Below are 22,939 nucleotides of genomic sequence, written 5' to 3' on the forward strand. Positions count from 1 at the left end.
CCCCAGTGCGGTCTGTGGGAAGACATCTTTCCGTTCACGAGTTGCACTGAAGAGCCTGACCGTTAACTGTGTAGCCCACCCTCTCAGAGAGGGGTTAAGCAATTAACCCTCCGACAACGCCTCGTCGAAGAGCGTCCTGAAGAGCTTCTGCTCGACGGCCCTCACGTGCTTGTGGAAAGCCGGCGAGGAGATGTCGAGCGAGTCCGCGATCTCTTCGCCGTTCGTTTGCCGAGGCCATTCGAAGAACCCGCCGTGGTACGCCGTCTGGACGACTTCCCGCTGCCGATCGGTGAGTTGCTCGAGCAGCGAGTTGCGCGCGCTGGCGTCGATGGTCGACCGGTCGGCGGTCGCCTGTTCGCGGCGCGCGATCATCGAGACCGAAAAGCCGCGGCGGTTGAGCCCCGATAGGAGGTCCCTGATTTCGATCGATTCTGGAACGTCGACGATGGCTCTGGTGGTCGACTCGTCGGTGACGAACGACCGGAGCGTTCCACCGTGAGAGTCGACGACGGTGCCGAAAAACGGCTCCGTACACTGAAGCTGTAACAGCGTCTCGTCCTCGGTTTCGGCGATGACCGTGACGCCGTGGATTCCGCCGATATCGGCGAGGTCGGTCGTCTGCTCGGCCGTGACCGGCGCGTCTGCCACGGCGAAGACGGTCGGCGGTCCGTCCTCCCGTATCGTCGCACCTTCGAACGTCACGCGCGTTCCCAGCCGACTGGCGAGCCGACAGAGCAACGACTCGTCGGTGAGTTCGAGTTCGAGTTCGGCGGTCGCAACGTCGTCGTCGCGCAGTGCAACCTTGCGCTTGACCGCGTCGATCGCGTACCCGATCGGTTCGCCGAGTTCGGCGAGCGTCTCGCGAAGGGGTTCGTCGAACGCGTCGCGGTCGTCGCCGTAGATCGACAGCACGCCGTAGAGGAATCCGTCGTAGACGAGCGGCACGGCGTAGACCGACTGGTAGTTTCGCGAGAGGGCTTCGACCCGCCACGTTCCGTCTCGGATCGAATCGGCGGCGTTTTCGACGTACGTCGGCTCCCGCGTCCGTGCCGACCGCCCCGTCGGCTCGGCCGCGGAGTCGTCGACGGTCGTCACCGAGACCGCGTCGAGGTACTCCCGTTCACGTCCGGCGCTGGCCTGCGTCTCGAGTCGATTGCCGCTCGGGTCGGGTTCGCCGATCCAGGCGAACGAGCAGGCCTCGAGATCCGCGAGGCGGTCACAGATCCCCCGTTCGATCTCGGCTCGAGAGTCGGCCATCAGGAGCAACTGCTCGATGTCCTGGCGGACCCGACTGGCGGCGTTCAACCGCTCGAGGTGGATGTTCTGTTGCTGGAGTTCCCGCTCGCGACCGTGGAGTCGACGCGTCCGGGAGATCCGGTCGAGGGCGGCCTCGGCCGTCGTCGCGAACAGTTGGGCGAGTTCGAACGTGTCGTCGTCGTACTGCGCCGGTTCGGGATCGAGAGCGACGAGTGTTCCGTGTTCGCCGATCGGAACGTAGAGGCCACTGCGAGCGGTGACGGCCGCCTCGCAGCATCGATCCGCTTCCGGCGTGTCGTGAAGGCGTGAAGGGGCCCCGTTGACGAACGTTTGCCAGACGGAGCTCTGGTCGGGGCTGACGCGAGGTGGCCGACCGAAGGTCGACTCGAACTGTTGGGAGTAGGCGGCCGGCAGGAGTTCGTTGTGCTGGTCGTCGAACCGGTAGACGACGCTCTCGAGGTCGAGGACGTCCGCCGCGACGTCGACGATGTACTCGCAGGCGGCCTGTTTGGATTCGACGGTCAGCAGGTGACTCGTCGCCTCGTGCAGGGCGTTCAGTGCCTCCTGATACTGAGCGCGCTCGGTGACGTCGGCGGCGATGGCGATGACGCGATCGGTCGACCCATCGTCGACGATCGGCCGGTACCACGATTCGAAGACTCGATCCTTGACTCGGACCGAAGAGTGGGCCGCCTCCCCGTCCAACGCTGCCGTGGCGTCGTCGAGAATTTGGGAGTGACCCTCGAAGACGTCGAACAGCGACTCGCCGACGATATCGTCCGACCGGCGATCGAATCGCTCGAGGGCGCGCCCCTCGGCGAGCGTGATCGTCCCGTCGGCGTCGAGCACCAAGAGCACGACTGGAACGTTCTGGACGAGCGTTTCCAGTCGCTCCGTTCGCTCCCGAAGCTCAGACTCGCGTTCGATCCGGTCAGTGACGTCCGTGAAGTAGATCGAGATACCGGACGGGGAAGGGAACAGCCGCACGTTGTACCAGCAGTCGGTGGGTTCGTAGTACCGTTCGAAGGAGACGGGTTCTTGCGTCTCCATCGCTTCGATCGCCGACGTCTGAAAGGTGGTATCCCGAAGCTCCGGGAACTGATCGTGTATCTTTCGGCCGAGGATCTCCCCCGGATCGGTGTCGAGCAAGGTCGCCGCTCGCTCGTTGACGTACGTAAATCGCCAGTCGGAATCGAGCGCACAGAACGCGTCCGTCACGCGCTCGAGCGCGTCGTCCAGTTCCTGTTCGACCTGCTGGTGCTCCGTGATGTCCCGTATCGAGGCGACGATTCCGCCGATGTCGTCGTCCGCGAGCCGGTTCGTGAGATCGGCCTCGTGGACGTACCAGGAGCCGTCGACGTGCTGACACCGGTAGGTGATCGAGACCGACGTCCCCGGTGCCTGTTCACGGAGCTCCTCGAACGCGGTGCGAACCGTCGAGGTGTCCTCGGGGTGGACGGTCTCGGTCACGTGATTGCCGACTAGCGATTCGGGATCGTAGCCACCGACTGCTTCGACCGATGGGCCGACGTAGGTGATGGTCCCGTCGGCCTCGGTGACGACTACTAGATCCGACGACTGCTCGAGCAACGCCTGATACCACGTTTCTTGCCGCGAGGCCGTTCGACGGACGGCGGCGAGTTCGGCTGCCTGCCGAAGCCGATGGCCGAGAAGGGCGGGCTCGCACTCGGGATCGTCGGCCCGCTGCTTGACGATCACGTCGGTCGCACCGTCGGACCGAAACCGTTCGATCGACTCACACGCCGCTGCATCGATGGCGTAGACGACCGGATGCGTCTCGCCGAGCGACGTGAGAACCGCGTCGTCGTCCGTGAGGACACAGTCCACAGCGTCCAATCGCGCTGCGTCGAGTTCGGAGACGGCTTCGACCGGTCCGTCGACGGCGAGATCGCCGTCTTCCAGCCCGCTCGTCGACGTCTGCAGCCACGGCGACGAGCCGACTGCAAGCACTCGGACCTGAACCGCCTCAGGGACCTCGAGACCGCGAGTCATATCTCCGATGGAACCGGCGCGCGTAAAAAGGTCGTGTTACCCGAGACTGGATACGTTCGCCGAGGCTCACTCGAGTGCCTCGAGCACGATGACCGACTCGGAGCCCTCACGACTCAGAAGCCGATCGCGATGCCGTCTTTTCGGGGTTCGGTCGCGCCGGAGAGCGTCCCGTTGCGGTTGCGAACGAGCTGTGCACCCCCGAACATGACCGGGGGCAGGACGCCGACGTCGTGGCCCATCCGAGCGAGTTTGGCCGCGTTCGGGAGTCGCTCCTCGATCCCGAGCGAGCCGCTCTCCCGGTATCGCCAGCGCGGCGCGTCGAGCGCTGCTTGCGGGCTCATGCCGTAGTCGACGAGGTTCGAGAGCACCTGGACGTGGCCCTGGGGCTGCATGTAGCCGCCCATGACGCCGAAGGCCAGCCAGTCGTCCTCGTCCAGTTTCGCGATCGCCGGAACCAGTGTGTGGAACGGCCGCTTTCCGGGCTCGAGGCGATTCGGGTGATCGGCGTCGAGCGAGAACGACGCGCCGCGGTTCTGCAGGGCGATGCCGGTGTCGCCCGCGACGAGGCCGCTACCGAAGCCGGCAAAGCGGGAGTTGATGTACGAGACCAGGTTCCCCTCCTCGTCGCCGACGGTCAACAGGACGGTGTCGGCGTCCTCGGCGTTGGCGTTCGGGACGCCGACCGCGGGATTCTGGATCGGGCTGTCACCGATCGCCGCCGCACGCTCGCGTGCGTAGGACTTCGAGGCGAGCGGCGGAACCTCCTCGAATTCGGGATCCGTGATGTAGTGGTGGCCGTCGACGAACGCGAGTTTCATCGCCTCGGTGAAGGCGTGGATCCGTTCCGGGGAGTCGTACGCGTGCTCGCCGGCACCGATCTCCTCGGCGATGTTCAGCGCCTCGAGTGCGACGAGCCCCTGATTGTTCGGCGGCAGTTCGTACACCTCGGCCCCGTTGTAGGTCGTGCTGACGGGGTCGACGAACTCGGGTTCGAAGTCGGCGAGGTCCTCGTGGGTCATGAAGCCGCCCGCGGACTGGATCTCGTCGACGATCGCGTCCGCGATATCGCCCTCGTAGACGTCGTCGGCCCCGTACTCGGCGATCCGCTGCAGGGACTCGCCCAGCCGCGGCATGGTAACCGTCTGCCCGGGATCCGGACTCTCGCCGTCGAAGAGGTACGCCTCGCGGGCGTGTTCGTCCGTAAAGAGTCGCTTCGCCCCCTCCCAGTGGTGGGCGATAACCGGCGAGACCGGATACCCCTCCGTCGCGTAGTGGATCGCCGGCTCGAGCGCGTCGGCGAGCGAGAGTCGCCCCAGTTCCTCGACGGTGGTCTCCCAGCCACGGGCCGTACCGGGGACGGTCACCGCGTGCGGGCCGAGGAACGGCATTCCCAACTCGTCGGCGCCCGCCCCGCTGTCGACGGCGTAGCCCCGCGACTCGGGGTAGTAGCGCTCGAGGATTTCCTCGTCGGTCTCCTCGAGCGCGTTCGTCACGTTTTCGATCGTCGCGTCGGCCGGCGCGGGACCGCAGGATCGCATGGCCCCGACGTCGCCGTCGGCGGTTCGATAGAGCGCGAACACGTCGCCGCCCAGTCCCGTCGACGTCGGTTCGACGACGTTGAGCGCGGCGGCCGTCGCGACGGCCGCGTCGAAGGCGTTCCCGCCGTCGCGAAGGATCGAGAGGCCCGCCTCTGCGGCGAGTGGTTGGCTGGTCGCGACCATCCCCCGGTTTCCGTAGACCGTCGACCGCCTCGAGTCGAATCGGTCGAGATCGATAGCGTCGTTCACACCGGTTCTACGCGGGCCACCACTAAATCACGACGGAAGCGGCGGGGGCAGCCGAGAATCACGACGGCAACGGACAGAGGCTCGCCGTGAACACGACCGTCTCGTCGGTCTCGTTTCGCGCGCCGTGGATTACGCCCCGTTCGTGGTGGACGACGCCGGGGGCCGAAATCTCCTCGCTCTCGTCGCCCTGCACGACCGTCACCGTTCCCTCGAGCACGTGAAAGACGTTCGTGCTGTCGGGATGGTCGTGAGCCTCGAGTTCGGCGTCGGGACCGAGCGCGAACGCCTTGACCAGCACGTCGTCGGTGACGGCCAGTTCGGTCGTTTCGATCTCGCCTTCGCTCGGCTCGAGGGCCGAAACCGCCGTCGCGTATTCGTCGAGCGTCATAGTCGCTCGTTCGCGCTCCGGTCCAAAAAACGTGGCCGGTACGAGCTATCGACCGTCCTCGCCGAGGCCAAGCGGCGCGTGCTCGGCCCGATAGCCGTACTCGTCGCCGTCGCCGCTGTTTCCATCGTCGGTATCGGCGTCGATGGACTCGATCGCTTCGACTTCGCGCAGTCGAATTCCGCGCTCCATCTTGGTGACGACCGGCGTGTCGTAGTAGTCGGCCTCGTACTCGAATCCCTTCCCGTCCTCGCGACGGCTCGCGACGAACTCGCGGTGGCGCTCGAGGCGCGCCCGACCGACCGACCGAGACAGCGCCGGCACGTCGGGCACGCGGTCGTCGAACCGTTCGACGAAGGCCGCCTCGAGCTCCGAGCCGAGCGAGTTGCGGCCGGCACACATGGCCGCGAGCGTCGTGGTTCCCGTCCCCCAGAACGGATCGAGGACGGTGTCGCCGTAGGCCGAGTACATGCAGATCAGACGATAGGGAATCTCGAGCGGATAGGCGGCCGACCGATCGCGGAGGTCCGCTTCCCCGTCGCCGCCGTCGAGAGCCTGCAGTTCGCCCTGGACGTCGGTCCAGACGTCAGTGAACCAGCGGTTGCGCTCCTCCCAGAAGTAGGCGGCCTCGTAGCGCCGGTCGGCCCCCGGCTCGAAGCCGCGGCTCTCGCCGCCCTTTCGGAAGAGCAGGACGTACTCGTGTTCTAAGGTCACGTAGGCGTTCGGCGGGATCATCCCGCTGCCCATGAACTTGGCCGCGCTGTTGGCCGGCTTGCGCCAGAGCACGTCCGGCAGGGGATCGAAGCCGCGGGACTCGAACGCCTCGAGCACGCGGGCGTGGTTCGGATAGACGCGAAAGCTCCCGTCGATCGTCCGCGTCGCGTCGCCGACGTTGAGACACGCGATGCCGCCGTCGACGAGCACGCGCTCGAGTTCCGCCCAGACGCGGTCGAGCTGGGCGTGCATCGCGTCGAACGCCGCGCGGCCGTCGCCGGACTCGAGCGCGTCGCCGATCGCCGGATCGAGCGCCGTAAACAGCTCGTCCCACATCTCGATCATGGGGTACGGCGGGGACGTGACGACGAGTTCGACGGAGTCGTCGTCGATCGCGGCGAGGTCTCGAGAGTCACCGACGAAGACGCGGTGGGTCGTCTCCATTGGGTTCACACTGTCGGCGTCGCCCCCTTAGCTCCTTCGTCAGCCGTCGGCCAGCTTCCGTTCGTCCCACTACGGTTAGGTAATCGTGCTCGAACGAGCATCTTCGCGTTTCGGTCGGACAGATGGGACGAAACGCCGTTTCAGACCACCGTCGGTCGCAACCGTCTCCGCGAAAACGAACGCTTCGGCTATCGGCCGCTCGACGACACTCGGCACCGAGTTCCGCGGCTTACTCTTCCTCTTCTTCCTCGTCGTCAGCGTCGACCTCCATCTCGTCTTCCTCGTCGAACTCCTCCGGCTCCGCACTCGTCGCGGGTTCGAACTCCTCGATCGGCTCCCACTCGTCTTCCTCGTCGGCGGAGAGCCGACGGCGAATAAGTGCAACGCCGGCGAGGAGACCGACGACGAGCAGCATCCGCGGCAGCCGGCTCGAGCCGCTCTCGCCTTCCGCCTCGGCGTCCATCTCCGCTTCGGAGTCGTCGTCGTTCATCGTCTCTTCGGCGGTCGACGTCGTCTCCTCGACGACGTCTTCGATGATCTCGGGTTCCTGCAGATCCTCGAGCGAGGTGTCCTCGAGTTCGGGCGACTGTCGACCTGCGAGAAAGCCGAGCGCAGCGCCGGCCCCGAAGAGGGCGCCCGCCAGCGGCAGATTCGTCTTCCCGCCCGTCGATCCGTCCGCCTCCTCGACGGCCTCGAGGATGGAATCCCGCAGGGGCGACTCCATTCCCATTCCGACTGCTTCTCTGACGACGGTCTCGGCCAGCGTCTTGTCCTGTTGCTCGGTTTCGGGCATAATCAGTGCCGACCACATCCCCCTAAATAGTTCTGTCCAACGTTTCGGTCGCACGAATCGTTTGTGCGGACAGTACACGTCGACTACCATCGTCCGTTCGCTCGAGTAACCGTCCCCTACTCGATCGAACGATCCCCCGAGCGGCCGGTTTCAGTTCCTCGAGCGACCGTCCAACGACCACGGAGAGCGGCCCGGCGGCAGCGAGACCGCCGGTCCGGATCGTTCTCGGCCTGTGAACGATACCGGGGTCGCTGTCGTATCGATCCGACGATGCTACTTGGGGTATCCGCTCGAGAGAGTACCGTCTCGGTCGACCTATTAGCAAAACGATTCGTTACCGCCGTATAAATTCCGAGCCGGCAAAGGCGCGATTACGTCCGCGCCACCATGTGGCAGAATGGCTCACATAACGAAAGGGACGGCCTGAGTGGGACGGTGTATGAGCGTCATCCGTCAGCCTGGCGTCCTCGGCCGAACGACCCGCAGGCGGGTCGTCGGGCTGACTGCAGCGCTCTCGGCGGCCACCGTGGAAGCGATCGCGGTCGGTCTCTGGTTTACCCTCGTCGTCGACTCGCGGACGACATCAACCGCACTCGCCGGACTGGGAATTCTCTTCTGCGGCGCGCTCCTCAGAGCCGGCGTCTTCGGCGCGACGATCAGCGAACTGGGCGATCTCCTCGAGCCGCGACGACTCGCCGCCGCGTTGCTGTTGACCGGCGGCTGGGTGGGCTGGCTGCTCGTCGCCGAACGGATCGGCGGCGTCGCCGGCGTGCTCGTCGCGACGGGACTGCTCGCCGGCGTGCTCGTCGGGCAGTTTACCCTCGAGCGACACGTGTTCCGGCACCGGTCGCCGTCCCGGACGGCACGGACGCCGTTCGTCCCCGGCCTGTTGCTCGCCGTCGGGGCGTCGTTGCTGCTCGCGTCCGCCTGGTTCACCGAGTGGGCGATCGCGACGCCGCCGCTGGCGTTCGAGGTCACCACGCTCGTGATTCGTATCGAGGCGCTGCAAGTCGGCGTGGTCGTCTTCGCACTGTTCGCCTTCCTCGCCCACCAGCGGCGCTTCGAACAGTTGCTCGAGCCCTGACTACTTCCCCTCCGCACCGACGTTCTGGTCGCCCTGGAACGAGTCCGGATCCGGCTCGATCGTGGCGTACTGCACCGCACGTCGCCCCAGTGTTGCGACCCGCTCCTCGAGTTTTTCCTCGACGAACTCGCCGTCCTCGAGCGCGGAGTGGGAGTTCGCGATCGCGGCCTCGTGAGGAATTACCCACGCGTTCAGCGCTCGGCACATCGAGCGCATGTGCTCTAGGGCCGTCACGGGAAACGCGCCGCCCGACACCGCGAGCAGGCCGACGGTCTTCCCCCTGAACTCGTCGAAGCCACAGTAGTCGAGGGCCGTCTTCAGCGGCGACGCGTACGAGCCGTGGTACACCGGCGAGCCGAGAACGATCGCGTCGGCCTCGCGCAGGCTGGTCGCGAGTTCCGCCGCGTCGCCCGCGTCTTCTCGATCCTGATCCGCGTCGAAGATCGGCAGTTCGTACTCGCGAAGGTCTATCAGTTCCGTGCTCGCACCGCCCGCTTCGGCCGCCTCGAGGACGCGCTCGAGGGCGATTCGGGTAGTGCTCGCGTCGCGGAGGCTGCCACAGACTGCGGTGACGTGTACGTCGGCCATGGGTGGTCTTCGGGAACGGGACTCAAATATGCGGGCCAAGCGACAGGGCTTCCGACCGGTCGCGTCGACTGGTTCCAGGAACTGACGCGATCCGACGGCCATTTCTTTCGGCGATTCGAACGGATCGGCGTGGAGTCGCTCGTCTCCGTCCTGTTGACCGAAGCTCTCCCGCGGGTCCTGACGATTTCGGTGCTCATCGGCATCGGTGTCGGACTGGCGAACCTGGCCGTAGCGTACGGGATCGTCGACGTGATCGCCCGCGTGGGACGATACCTGACGGAGCCGGCCAACCTGCCCGACGAGGTCGGGGCCGCCGTCCTGACGAACACGGTGTCGGTCACCGCCGGCTACGGGATGCTCGCGGAGTTTCGCGAGTCCGGACTGCTCGACGACCGCGCGACGCTAGTCGCCGTCGTCATCAACACCTTCTTCGGCTTCGTCCAGCACATCTTCACCTACTACGGCCCCGTCCTGATCCCGATTCTGGGGCTCCACGCCGGACTCATGTACGTCGGGGCGCGGGCCGGCATCTCGCTCGCGATTTCGGTCGTCGGGCTCCTCGCCGGCGCGCTCCTACTGCGGGGCTACGAGTACGACGGGAGCGTCGTCGACCCCGAGGTGCCCGAAGACGGCGAGGGTGACGATGGGGGTCGAACGCATCGGGACACCCTTCGACAGGCGGGTGAGAAGACGCTCGAGCGGCTCCGATCGATCGTCCCGCGGCTGGCCGTCGTCTACTCGCTGGTCTTCGTGGCTCTCGAGTACAGCGAGCAACTCGTCGGCGCGCTCGCCGTAGTCGGAGTCGAAGAGCCCGCTGCGGTCGTCGATCCGATCGCCGGACTCCTCGGACTCCCGGCCGCGGCGGTGCCGGTGATCCTCGTCTCGCTCGTCGATCCGACGACGGGGGCGATCACCGTGGCACCGATGATCGGGGACGTGCTTACGCCGACCGAGGCGGTGATCACGCTGCTCGTCGGGAGCCTGTTCTCGCTGACCATCGGCACGGTCAAGCGCTCGATCCCGTTTCAGTACGGCATCTGGGGCTCGGAGTTCGGCACGAAGGTGATCGTCGTCAACACCGGCTTGAAAGCGATCTTCATCGTCGTGGCGATTCTCGTCTTCCTCGTGATTTGACCGTCGGTTGGGTTCGAACCGTCGATCAGCGCTGCAGTCGCGCGACGAGTTCGTCGTCGGCGTCGCTTCGCTCGAGGTCGACCAGTCCGTCGGACTCGAGGTCGGAGAGGAGCCCCGTCAGCCACTCGCGGCCGTACTCGCCCTCCGGCGCGTAGTCGACGCGGATTCGGTGGCCGAGCGTGTCCAACTCGAGTTCGTCGTACTCCCGGAGGGTCCCGATCACGCGCCCGCGGAACTGCCGACGGCTCCCTTCGAAGGAGGGCTGGGTGGGGACGTCGGGCGCGGTGAAGTCGCCGCTCGCGTAGGCGTCACACCACTCGCGCCACGGACAGCCCACCTCGTCGCAACGGGGAGTCTGCGTACAGGCGACGCCGCCGAGTTCCATGATCGCGTTGTTCCAGACCCGCGACTCGCCCTCGGGCATGAGGTCGTTCGCGCCCGCCTCGAAGGCCGAATCGTCGTCCGGAAGCGAGAAGGCGCGGTAGGTGACCCGTTTGACGTTCGTGTCGACCACGGCGTCGCCGTTGTTGAACGCGAAACTCGCGACGGCGTTGGCGGTGTAGGGACCGACGCCCATCAACTCCTGCAGTTCGTCGGGCGTTTCGGGAAAGGTGCCGTCGTACTCCGCTTCGATCTGGCCGGCCGACTCGTGGAGGTACTTCGCCCGGTTGTTGTAGCCGAGGCTGTGGCTCGTCCAGAAGCCGACCACGTCCGCCCGGTCCGCCGCGGCGAGGTCGGCCGTCGTCGGCCAGCGCTCGAGAAACTCCTCCCAGGCTTCGACGACGCGGTCCAACTGCGTCTGCTGGCTCATCACCTCGCTGACCAGGATCGCGTAGGGGTCGTCCGTCCGCCGCCACGGAAAGTCGCGGTGGTCGCCCTCGTACCACTCGATCAGGGCCGTCTGGACGGCCTCGAGGTCCTCGGGCAGCGACCAGTCGTCGACCCCGTCCGCGTCGCCGGCACCGTCGCGCTCGCTCATTGGTCGGGCTAGCGACCGGGCCGTCTTACTGGTGGCGGTTCTCGGTCGATCGTTTCGGTGGGGGAGAAGCGTGTTTCTGTAGTCCGATCGGACCACGTGCGGTGGCGCGCGCTGTGCCCGCGGTGAGCGGAGAGCGAACCGCGGCACAATTTCGTGCGAGGGATGAGTGAGCGACTGGAAAGAGCGAGCGAATCGGTTGGGGAGGACGTGGCAATCCTCGCCGCCAGTGCCAGCAGAGTGCTCGTCTTCGTAGATGTCCTTTTTAATGCAATACCACAGCACACTGGTCGTCACAGCCGCCACCTCCCAAATCGGACACCCATAGCACGAAAGCCCTATCCCGTCGGCTCGAGTCTCCACCCGTATGAGCCTCGATGACCTCAACGACGACGTACAGGAGTCCTACACCGCCTTCGGCGACGACCTCGCTGTCTCACTCGACCGGGAGACCACGAACGAACTCGCCCTGCTCGAGGCGGCCCTCGAACCCGACGAGACGGACGAACTCGTCCGGCGGGCGATCCACATGCTGTTTCAGTCGACCGTCGAAACGGGCAAACTCGACTTCCAGCTTCGCTCGGCCTACGACGTCACCTACGACGAGTACCTCTCGGGGATGACATTCGAAGAGATGACCGGCGCGGACCAGTATCCGACGATGGACGACGAGCGACGCTACCAGTTCTAGTCGACGAGAGTGCGATCCGACAGACGCCACTGATCTATCGTCGGGACCGTCTACTCGAGTGACCGTTCAACAGCATACACAGTCATATATACGCATCTTATTGTCACAGAATACTTCTACCTCGATAATAGGCGAGCTTATACGCATCGAGTGCTCCGGTCCGAACATGGCAACCAGTCAGTCCACAACCCACGACTACCGCTGTCCCGAATGTACCGGCTCCCTCCAGTCCCACCACGAGTCGCTCGAGTGCGTCGACTGTGGCTACACGCCGCGACACGGTTCGGATTAAACTCGAGTCGACAACAGCTCTCGCACGGAGTCACACCGCAGTCCTCGTTTTAGCCATCACGATCCGGCGCGCGCCGCTGTACGTGATTCACTCAGTTCCAAACGAAAACCGAATCCAGCTGTCGCTCCGTCTCAAAACGGATCGCAGAGAAGGATGGAACCGACCGAAAGGGAGCCGCTCAGTCGTCGATCGGCGCGGCACTCGAGAGCGCCTCGTCGATCTCCGCGTCCTCCATCTTGTCGACGAGGGCGTCGATCACTTCCTCGCGTTTGCCCTTGACGAACTTGATCGAGCCGACGACGAGGTGGCCGCCGCCGGAGACGCCGCCGCCCGAAATCTCTTCCTCGAGCTCCGTCACCATCTGCGGGATGTCCAGTCGAACGCCGTCGGAGCGGAGGACGGCGAAGTCGGGACCGTAGCCGACCGTGATCACGGGGTCGCCGGTCTCCTCGATCTTGCGGTCGTGGATCTCGCCCGTGGTCTTCCCCGGTGCGGGGTAGGTAAAGCGGTGGGCGTAGTTCTCGACGTCGATCCGGTAGAGGTGGGCGCCGTTGTCGAGATCCTCGTGCTCGAGATGCGGCATCGCCGCGTCGAGTTGGACGTCGACGTCGTCGCGAGCGCGGTCCGCGAGGAACGAGACGAGTTCGCGGTGGCGCTCCTCGTCGTTCGAATCGATCTGAAGCAAGTCCTGAATCAGCTGATCGCCGGAGTTGTAGCGCAGCCAGAAGGCCGCGTAGTCCAGCGCCTCGCTGAGATCCTGCAGTCGCTCATCGTCGTAGCCTTCTTCGTTGGCGAGTTCGAGGTAGTCGCTCATCGCGTCGGCCTTCGAACGATCCGAGAGGCCGGCGACGGCGGGGACGTGGCGAAGTTCGTCGGTGATGTCGGGGTAGATCATCCTCGCGAGTTCGACGCAGAGCATCCCCGTCGTGATCCGGTAGTCCTCGTCGTGGAGGTACGGATTGACGTGGGCGTCGAGGAGATCCTCGACGGCCTCGGGGTCGGGGTGGTGATGGTCGACGACCGCGATCGGAATGTCGTAGTGCGAAAGCGTCTCGTAGGCCGGGACGTCCTCGGCCGTCGAGCCGTTGTCCAGCATGAGCAGGAGGGGGAGCTGCTGGCCGTGTTTCTCGCGGTCCTCGAGCGCGAAGTTCAGGTCCCGCGTGGCGTCTTCCATCTCGTAGAAGGGAGCCTTCGCGGGGAGACGCTTGATGAGGTGTCGCGGCGCGTTCTCGTCCTCGTGCACCTCGGCGATGAATCGCTGGAGAGCGATCTGAACGGGGACGGCAGCGCACATCCCGTCGCCGTCGGCGTGGTGACGGACGCGGATCGGACGGCCCTCGAGGACGGTCCGGCGGAGCAGTTTCGCGACCTCCTGGAGGTTCGGTCGGAGCTTCTCGAACGCGGGCCAGTCGATCAGCGGCTCGACGTCGTGGGGTTCGGCGCGGGCCTCGAGGGCCTCTGCGAGTCGCTCGCGGGCGTCCTCGGCGTCGTCGCCCTCGAGTTTCGAGAGGCCGTCGACCTCGATCTGGACCGATCCCTCGCGGTGTTCGGGGGTGCCGGTGACGCGAACGACGTCGCCGACTTCGACGGCGGGGAAGGCGCGAACGCCGGCTTCTTCGAACGCCGCACACGGGACGACGCCGTACTCGTCTGCGACGTGGAAGATCGTCGGGCCGGCGGTCTGTTTGACCTGGACGACCTCGCCTTCGAGGTGGATCTGGTCGCCGATCGTGGCCTCGAGGCGGTCGGTTCCGGTGAGGCTGTAGTCGTGGGCGACGGCTTCGACCGCGTAGTCGTCGCCGACGTCGGCGGGTTCGAACGCCATGTCGCCGTTGTCTCGGACGGCCTCGAGTTCGACGACGAGTTCGTCGCCGACGCCGTAGGTGCCCTCGAGAACGGATTCGTGGACGAGCCCAGAGACGGATTCAGAGAGATCGACGAAGACGCCGTAGTCGACGATGCCGTTGATTGCGGCGAGGTAAGCCTGGCCGTGTTCGACGTCGTCTGCAGTACACTCGGCAGCGAGATCGTAGACGACGGAATCCCCGTCGTCTGCGCCGGGTTCCCCGGCGGACGCTCGTGTCATCTTGGCCCGTAGTTTGGGACGGTCGCGTATAACCCTTGTCAAGAAGAAGCGACGCTGTCGCCGGAGGCTGTCGGTGAAGACACAGTTCGGCCCGCGAGCGACGCTGTCGTTCGCGGCGGTCGTCACCACCGCCCATCGTTACCGACTGTCTCGTGTCCTCGAGACCGACCGCGAGACCGATGGGATGGCTCTGTTGAAACACGTAGAACATGATAGGTTTGGCACCCTCTGCGGTAAGTACAGGAACAGCAAGGATCGGGACGGTAAGTGGACAGGTGATGTCTCTCGGCTAATCGATCGGGAAGAAAACCCAAGTCGGGACACAGTATCCCTCACTGGATTATCGGATCGCGTGGAATATCGGATTTTCTACGAACGGGACGCGGAAAGCAGTAATATAAAACTGCGGATGAATGACAGTACCGGCAGCGGAAAATATGAGTGGTGGACCAAATGGGAACGAAACAATCAGACGAGTTTGAGAATAACTGCTCAGAAAACTCATCGATGAACAGGTGAATTTAAAAGGTGAATTTTAAAAGTCGGCTGAATAATAATAATCGTATGGAAACGCTTCTGGTTGTTTTGTTCTCGTTTTCTGGTGGTTTAGCAGCAGTAGTGCTTAGCCAAATATTAGACATCTATCGACAAGACATAGAAAATTTAAGGAGACTTTCCTTACCCTTCAGAAGGCTTAGGTTGTTGATCAAGGGTGAAATCCCACACCATCTGCGTGATAAGGCTCTTGAGGAGATCTCCAATGACATTGAGGAAGTGTATATCGAATATGGATATCTATTATCGGACGAAAGCGAATCCTGGGTCGTTGGATCATTATGGAATATAGATAAATTGGTTGATAGAGATCCTAATCAAGTTGTTCTTGGTCAATCTTATCGAGAAGAGGATATCGACCCAGATGATATCGTTGAGAAACTCAGTGAGGAACTCTCTGAAAACAGTGATAAATTTCTATCCCGTGATTTTCAATCGGAAACATCTAAGACGTATTTATTGGGTGCATCACGAGAATTTGAAAATACACTATGCCGAGTCACTTTAAGAGGCGCTGTGAGGAGGTATCTAGGAAAAAGCAACCCATATTGCTGATCGCGTGACTGGGCCGAGAGTCATTCTGGATAGTTATATGACGACGGTACAGGGCGACGAATAGTCTCACTGGTAATGAGGCACACGCGCTTTGTATTCAGCACGGCTCGCCGGATATCATTTGGAACTGGTAGGAATCTCAGCAGTATGTTCGCATATGTTATGAGCGTACGTTTCACCTAAAACACCGCTGAAGAATGGGGCTCGACGGAGCTGTAAGAGTAGCTACTCGCCCTGTGCGTCGACGGTCGCGACGGCGGCCAGATTCACGATATCCGTGACCTCGTCGTCGCGCTGGAGGACGTGGACCGGTTCGCCCATGCCGACGAGCATCGGGCCGATCGCTTCGGCGCCGCCGAGTCGTTGGAGCAGCTTGTAGCAGATGTTCCCCGCCTCGAGATTGGGGAGCACGAGCACGTTCGCGGGCTCGTCGAGGTCGGTGAACTCGTAGTTGCCCTCGAGCATCTCCTCGACGACGGCGGTGTCGGCCTGCATCTCCCCGTCGACCGGGAAGTCGACGCTCGGATCCTCGCGAAGCCGTTCGGCGGCCCGCCGGGGTTTTCGCGTCCCCTCGTTGTCGACGCTGCCGAAGTCGGAGTACGAGAGGAGTGCGGCGCGCGGTTCGACGTTGAACCGTCGGGCCAGATCCGCCGTGTGACGGGTGATCTCGGCCAGCACCTCCTCGTCGGGATCCTGGTTGACGGTCGTGTCCGCGAGGAAGACGACGCGGTTCTTGAACGTGAGCATGTAGACGCCGGCGGCGTAGTCGGTGTCGGGAGCCGTCCCGATCACCTGCAGCGGCGGTCGAAGCGCCGACGGATAGTGGTTCGTCAGCCCGGTGAGCATCGCGTCGGCGTCGCCCCGATCGACCATCACGGACGCGAAGTAGTTGCTGTCCCGGATCAGGTCCACCGCTTCGGTTCGCGTCACGCCCTTGCGCTGGCGGCGCTCGTAGAGCGCGTCGGTGTACCCCTCGTAGTCGCCCGCGCTCGGATCGACGACCTCGGGCTGGAACTCGAGTCCCAGATTCGCCACGGTCGTCTTGATCTCGTCTTCGTCGCCGATCAGGACCGGCTGGGCGATCTCGCGCTCGTCGATCTGGGCCGCCGCCCGGATGATCTTCTCGTTGCCGCCCTCGGCCAGCGCGAGGCGTTTCGGATCGCTCTTGGCCTTGTTGAACACGGTCCGCATCATCTCTCGGGACTTCCCGAGACGGGCCTCGAGGCGTTCGACGTACGCCTCGGGATCGAGCTCCGCCCGCGCGGCGCCGGACTCCATCGCGGCTCGGGCGACGGCGGGGGCCACCTCGAACAGCACCCGGGGATCGAGCGGTTTCGGGATGATGTACTCGGGTCCGAACTGCAGGGGCTGCTCGCCGTAGGCCTTGCGGACGGCGTCGGGGACGTCCTTCTTCGCGAGGTCGGCGATGGCCTCCGCGGCCGCGACCTTCATCGCCTCGTTGATCTCGGCCGCGCGGACGTCGAGCGCCCCGCGGAAGATGAACGGGAAGCCCAGGACGTTGTTGACCTGATTCGGGTAGTCCGAGCGTCCGGTCGCCATGATGACGGTGTCGTCGCGGGCGTTTTTCGCCGTCTCGTAGTCGATCTCGGGGTCAGGGTTGGCCATCGCGAACAGGATCGGTTCGTCGGCCATCGACTGCACCATCTCCGCGCTCACGATGCCGCCGACGGAGAGCCCGACGAAGACGTCCGCGTCGACCATCGCGTCTTCCAACTCGCCGTCGGGCACGTCGCGGGCGAACTCGCGGCTGTAGGGGTCGAGATCGTCGGCCTCCGCTCGAGCGGTCGTCAGGATGCCGTCGATATCGACCATGGTGATATTCTCCTTCCGAACGCCGAGCGAGACGAAGAACCGAGCGGTCGCGAGCGCCGCAGCGCCCGCGCCAGCGAAGGTGACGGAGAGTTCCTCGAGATCCTTCCCGGCGATTTCGGTGGCGTTCAGCAGTGCGGCCCCGGAGATGATCGCCGTTCCGTGCTGGTCGTCGTGAAAGACCGGGACGTCCATCCGCTCTCGAAGCCGTTCTTCGATCCGAAAACAGTCGGGCGCGCCGATGTCCTCTAAGTTGACCCCGCCGAAGGTGGGCTCCATCGCCGCGACCGACTCGACGAACGCGTCGACGTCGTCGTGGTCGAGTTCGATGTCGAAGACGTCGATGTCGGCGAAACGCTTGAACAGGACGCCTTTCCCCTCCATGACCGGCTTCGAGGCCTGCGCGCCGATATCGCCGAGACCCAGGACCGCAGAGCCGTTCGAGACGACGCCGACGAGGTTCCCCTTCGCCGTGTACTGGTAGGCCTCGGTCGGATCGTCGTCGATCGCCAGACACGGCGCGGCGACGCCGGGCGAGTACGCCAGCGAGAGGTCGCGCTGGGTACTCGTCGATTTCGTCGTCCGAATCTCGATCTTTCCTGGCGGATCCTCGCGATGGTAGTCGAGTGAGTCTTCGTCTAATGACATGACTCGTGGTACGAACACCCTCCAGAAAAACGCCCCGCTATTCCGCGTAAAAGTGTATTCACACCGAGCGACCGCCGATAATTATCACGGATGATTCACATAGTTTGCGCGGACTGGACCGGACCGACGTAGCGGCCAATCGGGACGGAAACTCGAGTCGAGTACCTGATCGGAACGTTTAGCAACCGCAAGCACTCAGGACGTCACATGGGGTTGTTCGACGCGCTGTTTCGCTCGAGTTCGATTCTCGGTATCGCCGAGGAGACGCTCGAGTTCGCCATCGAGTCCTCCGAGGCCTCCCACCCGAACGAGTACATGGGATTCCTCCGGGGAACCGAGGCGGAGCGACTGGGGCTCGACAGTGATGGACTCGTCATCACGGACATTCTCGTCGTCCCCGGTACCGAGTCCAACAGCGTCAGCGCGACCGTCAAGACGAGCCAGATTCCGAACGACGTGAAGGCACTCGGCAGCGTTCACTCCCACCCGAACGGGGTAATCAGCCCGAGCGCTGCGGACTTAGAGACGTTCGGTCGGGGCAGCGTCCACATCATCATCGGCGCGCCGTACCGCCGCTCGGACTGGCAGGCCTTCGATTCACAGGGCCAGCGGACCCAGTTGAACGTGATCGACGTGGAGCTTCCCGAAACCGAGGACTTCTTCGACTTTACGCAGGCGGATATCGACGACGAACTCAGACGTTAGTATGATTCTCGAGACGACGCCGACGACGACGACCGTGTTCACGACTACACTCGCGACGAGCCGTTCGGCCGCCCGGCGGAGGCGGACATGACGCGGACGGTCATCGCCCAGGGGACGTTCGACATCATCCACCCGGGCCACGTCCACTACTTGGAGGAGGCCGCGGCGATGGGCGACGAACTGTACGTCATCGTCGCGCGCAAGGCGAACGTCGACCACAAGGAGAAGCCGATCTGTCCCGCGACGCAGCGCCGGGACGTCGTCGACGCCCTCGAGGCCGTCGACGAGGCGATCCTCGGCCACGAGGAGGACATCTTCGTCCCGATCGAGGAGATCGATCCCGACGTGATCGCGCTGGGCCACGACCAGCACCACGACGCCGCGGGTATCGAAAGCGAACTCGAGCGTCGCGGGATCGACTGCACCGTCGAGCGTGCGAGCGGGCGCGACCCCGCGGACGACGAGGAGATCCTCTCGACGCGGCTGATCATCGATCGGATCCTCGAGCGACGGGGCTAGCGGCGACGGTCGGTTTCAGCGAGACTTTTCGACAAAAGCGGGTTCCCGATACGATGCCCTCGAGCGATCGGACCTTACGCACGTCGATAGCCGACGCCCGCCGCGAGCGCGACGAGGACTGCGACCGCGGCCGCGATACCGAAGCCGGAGAGCGGTTCGTCGTCCGCTCCACCGTCTCCGTCCGCCGTCTCGTCGTCCTCGACCGGTTCGGGCGGCGATGCGCCGACGACCTCGGTATCGTCGTCTACGGAGACGGTTCCGTTGTGGGTGAACGACTGAAGCGGCCAGTCGTTGATCAGTTCGGACTCGACGTCCGTGACGTTCACGGGCGACGTCTCCCCGTGGGCGTCGTCGGCGACGGTGAACGTGAGCGTCGCCATCCGATCCTGCCCGGTCGAGCCGCCGTCGGGTGGGTCGCGGTACTGATCGATGAACGCGTACCCCTCCTCGTCGTCGATATCCGTTTCGGCGACGATCTCGGTCTCGTTGTCCTGTTCGAACCAGGGCCCGCGGGTGATCTCCTCGAGCGCCAGCACGTCGCTATCGTACTCGACGCCGAAGGCGACCCGTTCGACGCCGACGCCGCCGTAGCCACCGTCGCTGGTCATCACGATCGCGACGTGAATCGTCTCGCCCGGCGGTGCCTGTGCGTCCGCCGGTTCGACCTCGAAGATCGTGGCGCTGTCGCCCGCGCCGGCGGTGCCGGCGAAGCCGGCGGCTCCCACGCTGACGCAGAGCGCCGCGACGAGAACGACCGCGAAAAGATGTCTCACCCGGCCCATCGTTGGCTGTCTCCCTTTCCCCATCGTCAGCTGTCCTCGACCTCGAGCGTCAGTTCGCCCGTCGACAGGAAGGCCGTCTCGTACCCCTGGTGGCGGGAGACCTGCGGCGGGCTCTCGACCACGATGTGGAGTTCGTCGCCCGCCTCGACGTCCTCGAGCGCCACTCCGTAGTGGAAGTTCAGTTCGTGGTCGAGCGTCGGGGTCAGTTCCTCGTCGACGACCGTCTCGTCCTCGCGTTCGAGTCGAACGGAGAGCGACTGCTGGGAGAGCACACAGCGGTTGTACGGCGTCCGCGGCGAGACGGCGAGATAGCGCTCGTCGCCGTCGACGAACCGCGACCCCGCGGATAGCAACGTCGTCGCGTAAACGCCGTCGTCGAGGGTCGGCTCGCCGAGGAGTTCTCCGGGTAGGTCTTCGGTCGGCGGAAGCGACGAGTACGGCATCTCGTGGTCGTGGTGGTCGCGGCCGTGTCCGTGGTCGTCGCCGTGGTCGTGGGCATCGTCACCTTGGTCGTCGCCGTCAGCGTGTCCATCGTGGTCGTCGTGATCATTGCCGTCGTCGTGGTCGTTACCGTGTTCGCCGTGGTCTTCGTCGTGCTCGCCGTGATCGTGGCTCTGCCCCATCGGCGGAACCGCATCGCGGTCGCCCCAGCGGTCCTCCTCGAAGAACTCGATTCGATCGACGAGACCGTGGCGCGCCTCGTCGGTAATCTCGAACTCGAACGTCGCCGTCGCGCCCTCGTCGAAACGGTCCGCCAGCTCGCCGGTCAGTCGGACGTCGGAGATCGACTCGAGGGAGACGGTCGCGGTGTACGTGCCGTTGCCGTCGATCGGGACGTTGTCGCCGAGGTGGAACCCCATCCCCTGGGAGATCATCGTCCACGGAGAGCGTTCGGAGACGGACTCGCCGTCTTTCGTCAGTTCGATCGTCGAGCCGACGGCGACGGGGATAACGACCTCGGTTTCGGGATCCCAGACCGTGGCCATCAGGTGGACGGCGTCGTCGGCGGGCGGGTCGACTTCCGTCGGTCCCGGCATCGTCCAGAAGAAGTGCGGGATCGACAGCATCGGCGACAGCGCGAAGTCGCCGGCGGTCACGGTGTCGAGCATGATCATTCCGTCGCGGTGGGAGGGCAGATACGTCGCGTTCGGCGGATCCTCGACCCGGGGTAACGCATCGAACCCATCGTCCCCGTTCTCGTCGTCATCGCCCCCCTCGCCGTCGTCGCCGCCGAGACAACCGGCCCCGACGGCCAGCGCGCCGGCTGCGACACCAGTGTACAGCACCCGTCGACGTTTCATCTTAGTCGAAGAGTGGGGAGAGAACGGATTTATATCCCGTGATCGTTGCCGATACCACCGCGATCCCGGTCGTGAATTCTCGACCGCCATCGGCGGGTCGTCGGCACTCGCTCGAGAGGGACAACCGACGGTCTCGAGGCGGCGTCGACGACGCAATCGATACCAGTCCTCGAGCAGCGATCGTGAATCCGAATCCGATAACCGTCACCGGTAGCGGCCAGTATTGACCACTATACTGGCAAGAGGAAACTGTTGCCCCTATCTGTGAGATGGCCATATTCGGCACTTTCACGCCCTCAGAACGAAGGTATTATACTTGGTAGTGGCTAGGTACTGAACATGACAGCACGGAAAACTCGACGCAGATTTCTGCAGACGAGTACTGTCGTTGGTGGGGTCGCACTCGCAGGCTGTCTGGGAGGCGACGACGACAACGGTGACGACGACGAGAACGGCGACGACGATGGCAACGGAACCGAGGCGGCGTTCGCGAGCGCCAGTCCGGTCTGCCACGACTACACGCAGGACGGGCAGTACGCCTACGTGACGCTCGGCCCCGGCTACGGCGACGCCGGTCTACTGGTCTTCGACGTCGAGAACTTCGAGATCGCCGAGGAGTTCCCGGACGTTCCGGCTAACTGCGGAACCATCGCTCACCCCGAAGAGAACAAGATGTACCTCAACGGCGGCGTCGCGGACACCGACGAGACCGACCCAGCCGGCGAGTGGTGGGTCTTCGACACCGAGAACCACGAGGAACTCCACAACGAGGACAGTAACGGCTACGACACCCACGGCGTCTGGTTCACCCCGGACGGCGACGAGCTGTGGATGGTCAACCGCGACACCGACGACGGCTTCATCGTCGATCCCGAAACCGACGAGATCATCGAGGAGATCGACTACGTCGGCACGTCGCCGGACATTCTTACCATCTCCCCGGACGGACAGTACGCCTACGTCACGACGCGTGGTCCGGACCCGCAGTCCGGCCCGCACGCCATTCAGGGTGACGAGCCGGGCGTCTCCGTGATCGATGTCGAGAGCCGCGAACACCTCCACACGTTCCAGCCCGACGGCGACAACGACGCCAGCGACTTCCACGGGATCGGTCTCGTCCCCGGCGACAGCGACGACGACTACGAACTGTGGGCCGTCGACCAGGGTACCGCGACGCTGTACGTCCTCGAGCCGGCCGGCGACGGCGACCTCGAGATCGCCGAGGAAGTCGACCTCGGCGAGGGCGACGAGGAGACCCCGCACATGGTCGACTTCGACTCCGAGTACCGCTACGCTGCGATTCCGAGCACGAGCGGCGGGATCACCCAGATCGTGCGCGTCGACGACTACGAGATCGTCGAGGAGCTCGACACCGGCGCCGGATCGCACTTCGCGGGCGTCAACCCCGGCGACGAGACGATCCTCGTCGACGTGATCGGCGACGAGAAGTTCGTCGAGATCGACGCCGACTTCGAGGACGAGGAGTTCGAGATCAGTCAGGAGCTCGTGCTCTCGGACCTCGAGCAGTTCCCCGGCGGCGAGTAACGAACCAGTCGCCGACGGACGCGATCGCTGCCGATTTCTTTGGGTCGAACTTGCAGGGTTAGCTCCTCGAGTGGACTCTACAGGCGGAGCAGGCCGAGGCGGTTTACAGTATAGTAGACACTGAAACGATTTACACGCCGATCGCAACGTCGTCCTGCAATCGGGTGTGCATTGACGTTCAGTGTCTACGATAATTCGTCGAGAGCTATCAGAGAGTGTGTAGTCGACGCGAAAGCAACCGTACCACCGCCAGAA

At 64.3% G+C, this 22,939-nt stretch carries 19 protein-coding genes; 8 read left to right on the forward strand and 11 right to left on the reverse strand.

What is annotated here, in order from left to right; all coding sequences use genetic code 11:
• Positions 1–102 precede the first annotated feature (102 nt).
• The 5 genes from BLT08_RS16750 to BLT08_RS16770 form a co-directional block, all read right to left on the reverse strand.
• Positions 103–3,270 carry a PAS domain S-box protein gene (locus BLT08_RS16750; protein WP_090310227.1) on the reverse strand — a complete coding sequence of 1,056 codons (3,168 nt, stop codon included), beginning with the start codon at positions 3,268–3,270 and terminating at the stop codon, positions 103–105.
• A gap of 113 nt (positions 3,271–3,383) precedes the next feature.
• Complete coding sequence (locus tag BLT08_RS16755) at positions 3,384–5,057, reverse strand: gamma-glutamyltransferase family protein (RefSeq protein ID WP_090310229.1); 1,674 nt, start codon at positions 5,055–5,057, stop codon at positions 3,384–3,386.
• 58 nt (positions 5,058–5,115) lie between these two features.
• Positions 5,116–5,445, reverse strand: coding sequence for a cupin domain-containing protein (locus tag BLT08_RS16760; protein WP_090310231.1), 330 nt, complete (start codon positions 5,443–5,445; stop codon positions 5,116–5,118).
• A 45-nt stretch (positions 5,446–5,490) separates the two neighbouring features.
• On the reverse strand, positions 5,491–6,600 hold the full coding sequence (locus BLT08_RS16765; RefSeq protein WP_090310234.1) for a DNA-methyltransferase: 1,110 nt from the start codon (positions 6,598–6,600) through the stop codon (positions 5,491–5,493).
• 229 nt (positions 6,601–6,829) lie between these two features.
• Positions 6,830–7,393, reverse strand: a complete 564-nt coding sequence (locus BLT08_RS16770; RefSeq protein WP_175529357.1) for a hypothetical protein — start codon at positions 7,391–7,393, stop codon at positions 6,830–6,832.
• Between the two features lie 439 nt (positions 7,394–7,832).
• On the opposite strand from BLT08_RS16770, the gene BLT08_RS16775 reads away from it, so the two are divergent.
• Entirely contained in the window at positions 7,833–8,477 is a 645-nt protein-coding gene (locus tag BLT08_RS16775) for a hypothetical protein (RefSeq protein WP_090310238.1), read from the forward strand.
• Here BLT08_RS16775 and BLT08_RS16780 read toward each other — a convergent pair whose 3' ends face one another.
• Positions 8,478–9,065: an NADPH-dependent FMN reductase gene (locus BLT08_RS16780; RefSeq protein WP_090310240.1), complete on the reverse strand. Its 588-nt coding sequence runs from the start codon at positions 9,063–9,065 to the stop codon at positions 8,478–8,480.
• A gap of 129 nt (positions 9,066–9,194) precedes the next feature.
• On the opposite strand from BLT08_RS16780, the gene BLT08_RS16785 reads away from it, so the two are divergent.
• A complete protein-coding gene (locus BLT08_RS16785) occupies positions 9,195–10,199 on the forward strand; it encodes a nucleoside recognition protein (protein ID WP_090310765.1) in 1,005 nt (334 codons plus the stop codon).
• Between the two features lie 25 nt (positions 10,200–10,224).
• Here BLT08_RS16785 and BLT08_RS16790 read toward each other — a convergent pair whose 3' ends face one another.
• Positions 10,225–11,178, reverse strand: a complete 954-nt coding sequence (locus BLT08_RS16790; protein ID WP_090310243.1) for an HhH-GPD family protein — start codon at positions 11,176–11,178, stop codon at positions 10,225–10,227.
• 364 nt (positions 11,179–11,542) lie between these two features.
• On the opposite strand from BLT08_RS16790, the gene BLT08_RS16795 reads away from it, so the two are divergent.
• Positions 11,543–11,866, forward strand: a complete 324-nt coding sequence (locus tag BLT08_RS16795; RefSeq protein WP_090310246.1) for a ribbon-helix-helix protein — start codon at positions 11,543–11,545, stop codon at positions 11,864–11,866.
• Between the two features lie 166 nt (positions 11,867–12,032).
• Positions 12,033–12,158: a hypothetical protein gene (locus BLT08_RS23645; RefSeq protein WP_281245273.1), complete on the forward strand. Its 126-nt coding sequence runs from the start codon at positions 12,033–12,035 to the stop codon at positions 12,156–12,158.
• Between the two features lie 178 nt (positions 12,159–12,336).
• Here BLT08_RS23645 and BLT08_RS16800 read toward each other — a convergent pair whose 3' ends face one another.
• The gene (locus BLT08_RS16800) at positions 12,337–14,244 is read right to left on the reverse strand and encodes a Hef-associated nuclease (RefSeq protein WP_090310249.1); all 1,908 of its coding nucleotides are present in this window, start codon (positions 14,242–14,244) and stop codon (positions 12,337–12,339) included.
• A 564-nt stretch (positions 14,245–14,808) separates the two neighbouring features.
• Here BLT08_RS16800 and BLT08_RS22625 point away from each other — a divergent pair.
• Entirely contained in the window at positions 14,809–15,354 is a 546-nt protein-coding gene (locus tag BLT08_RS22625) for a hypothetical protein (RefSeq protein WP_139171322.1), read from the forward strand.
• 225 nt (positions 15,355–15,579) lie between these two features.
• Here BLT08_RS22625 and BLT08_RS16805 read toward each other — a convergent pair whose 3' ends face one another.
• Complete coding sequence (locus tag BLT08_RS16805) at positions 15,580–17,832, reverse strand: NADP-dependent malic enzyme (RefSeq protein WP_090310251.1); 2,253 nt, start codon at positions 17,830–17,832, stop codon at positions 15,580–15,582.
• A 207-nt stretch (positions 17,833–18,039) separates the two neighbouring features.
• Here BLT08_RS16805 and BLT08_RS16810 point away from each other — a divergent pair, with 207 nt between their 5' ends.
• Positions 18,040–18,537, forward strand: a complete 498-nt coding sequence (locus BLT08_RS16810; protein ID WP_090310253.1) for a Mov34/MPN/PAD-1 family protein — start codon at positions 18,040–18,042, stop codon at positions 18,535–18,537.
• A gap of 87 nt (positions 18,538–18,624) precedes the next feature.
• Positions 18,625–19,056, forward strand: coding sequence for an FAD synthase family protein (locus BLT08_RS16815; RefSeq protein WP_090310255.1), 432 nt, complete (start codon positions 18,625–18,627; stop codon positions 19,054–19,056).
• Between the two features lie 74 nt (positions 19,057–19,130).
• Here the strand turns inward: BLT08_RS16815 and BLT08_RS16820 are convergent, their stop codons facing one another.
• The gene (locus BLT08_RS16820) at positions 19,131–19,862 is read right to left on the reverse strand and encodes a cohesin domain-containing protein (RefSeq protein WP_090310257.1); all 732 of its coding nucleotides are present in this window, start codon (positions 19,860–19,862) and stop codon (positions 19,131–19,133) included.
• 2 nt (positions 19,863–19,864) lie between these two features.
• Positions 19,865–21,139: a DUF7350 domain-containing protein gene (locus BLT08_RS16825; protein WP_090310260.1), complete on the reverse strand. Its 1,275-nt coding sequence runs from the start codon at positions 21,137–21,139 to the stop codon at positions 19,865–19,867.
• Positions 21,140–21,478: 339 nt separating this feature from the next.
• On the opposite strand from BLT08_RS16825, the gene BLT08_RS16830 reads away from it, so the two are divergent.
• Positions 21,479–22,684 (forward strand): YncE family protein, encoded by a 1,206-nt coding sequence (locus BLT08_RS16830; RefSeq protein WP_090310262.1) that lies wholly within the window; start codon positions 21,479–21,481, stop codon positions 22,682–22,684.
• The last annotated feature ends 255 nt before the right edge of the window (positions 22,685–22,939 follow it).

The organism is Natronorubrum texcoconense, from assembly GCF_900100335.1.
Taxonomy (GTDB): Archaea; Halobacteriota; Halobacteria; order Halobacteriales; family Natrialbaceae; genus Natronorubrum; species Natronorubrum texcoconense.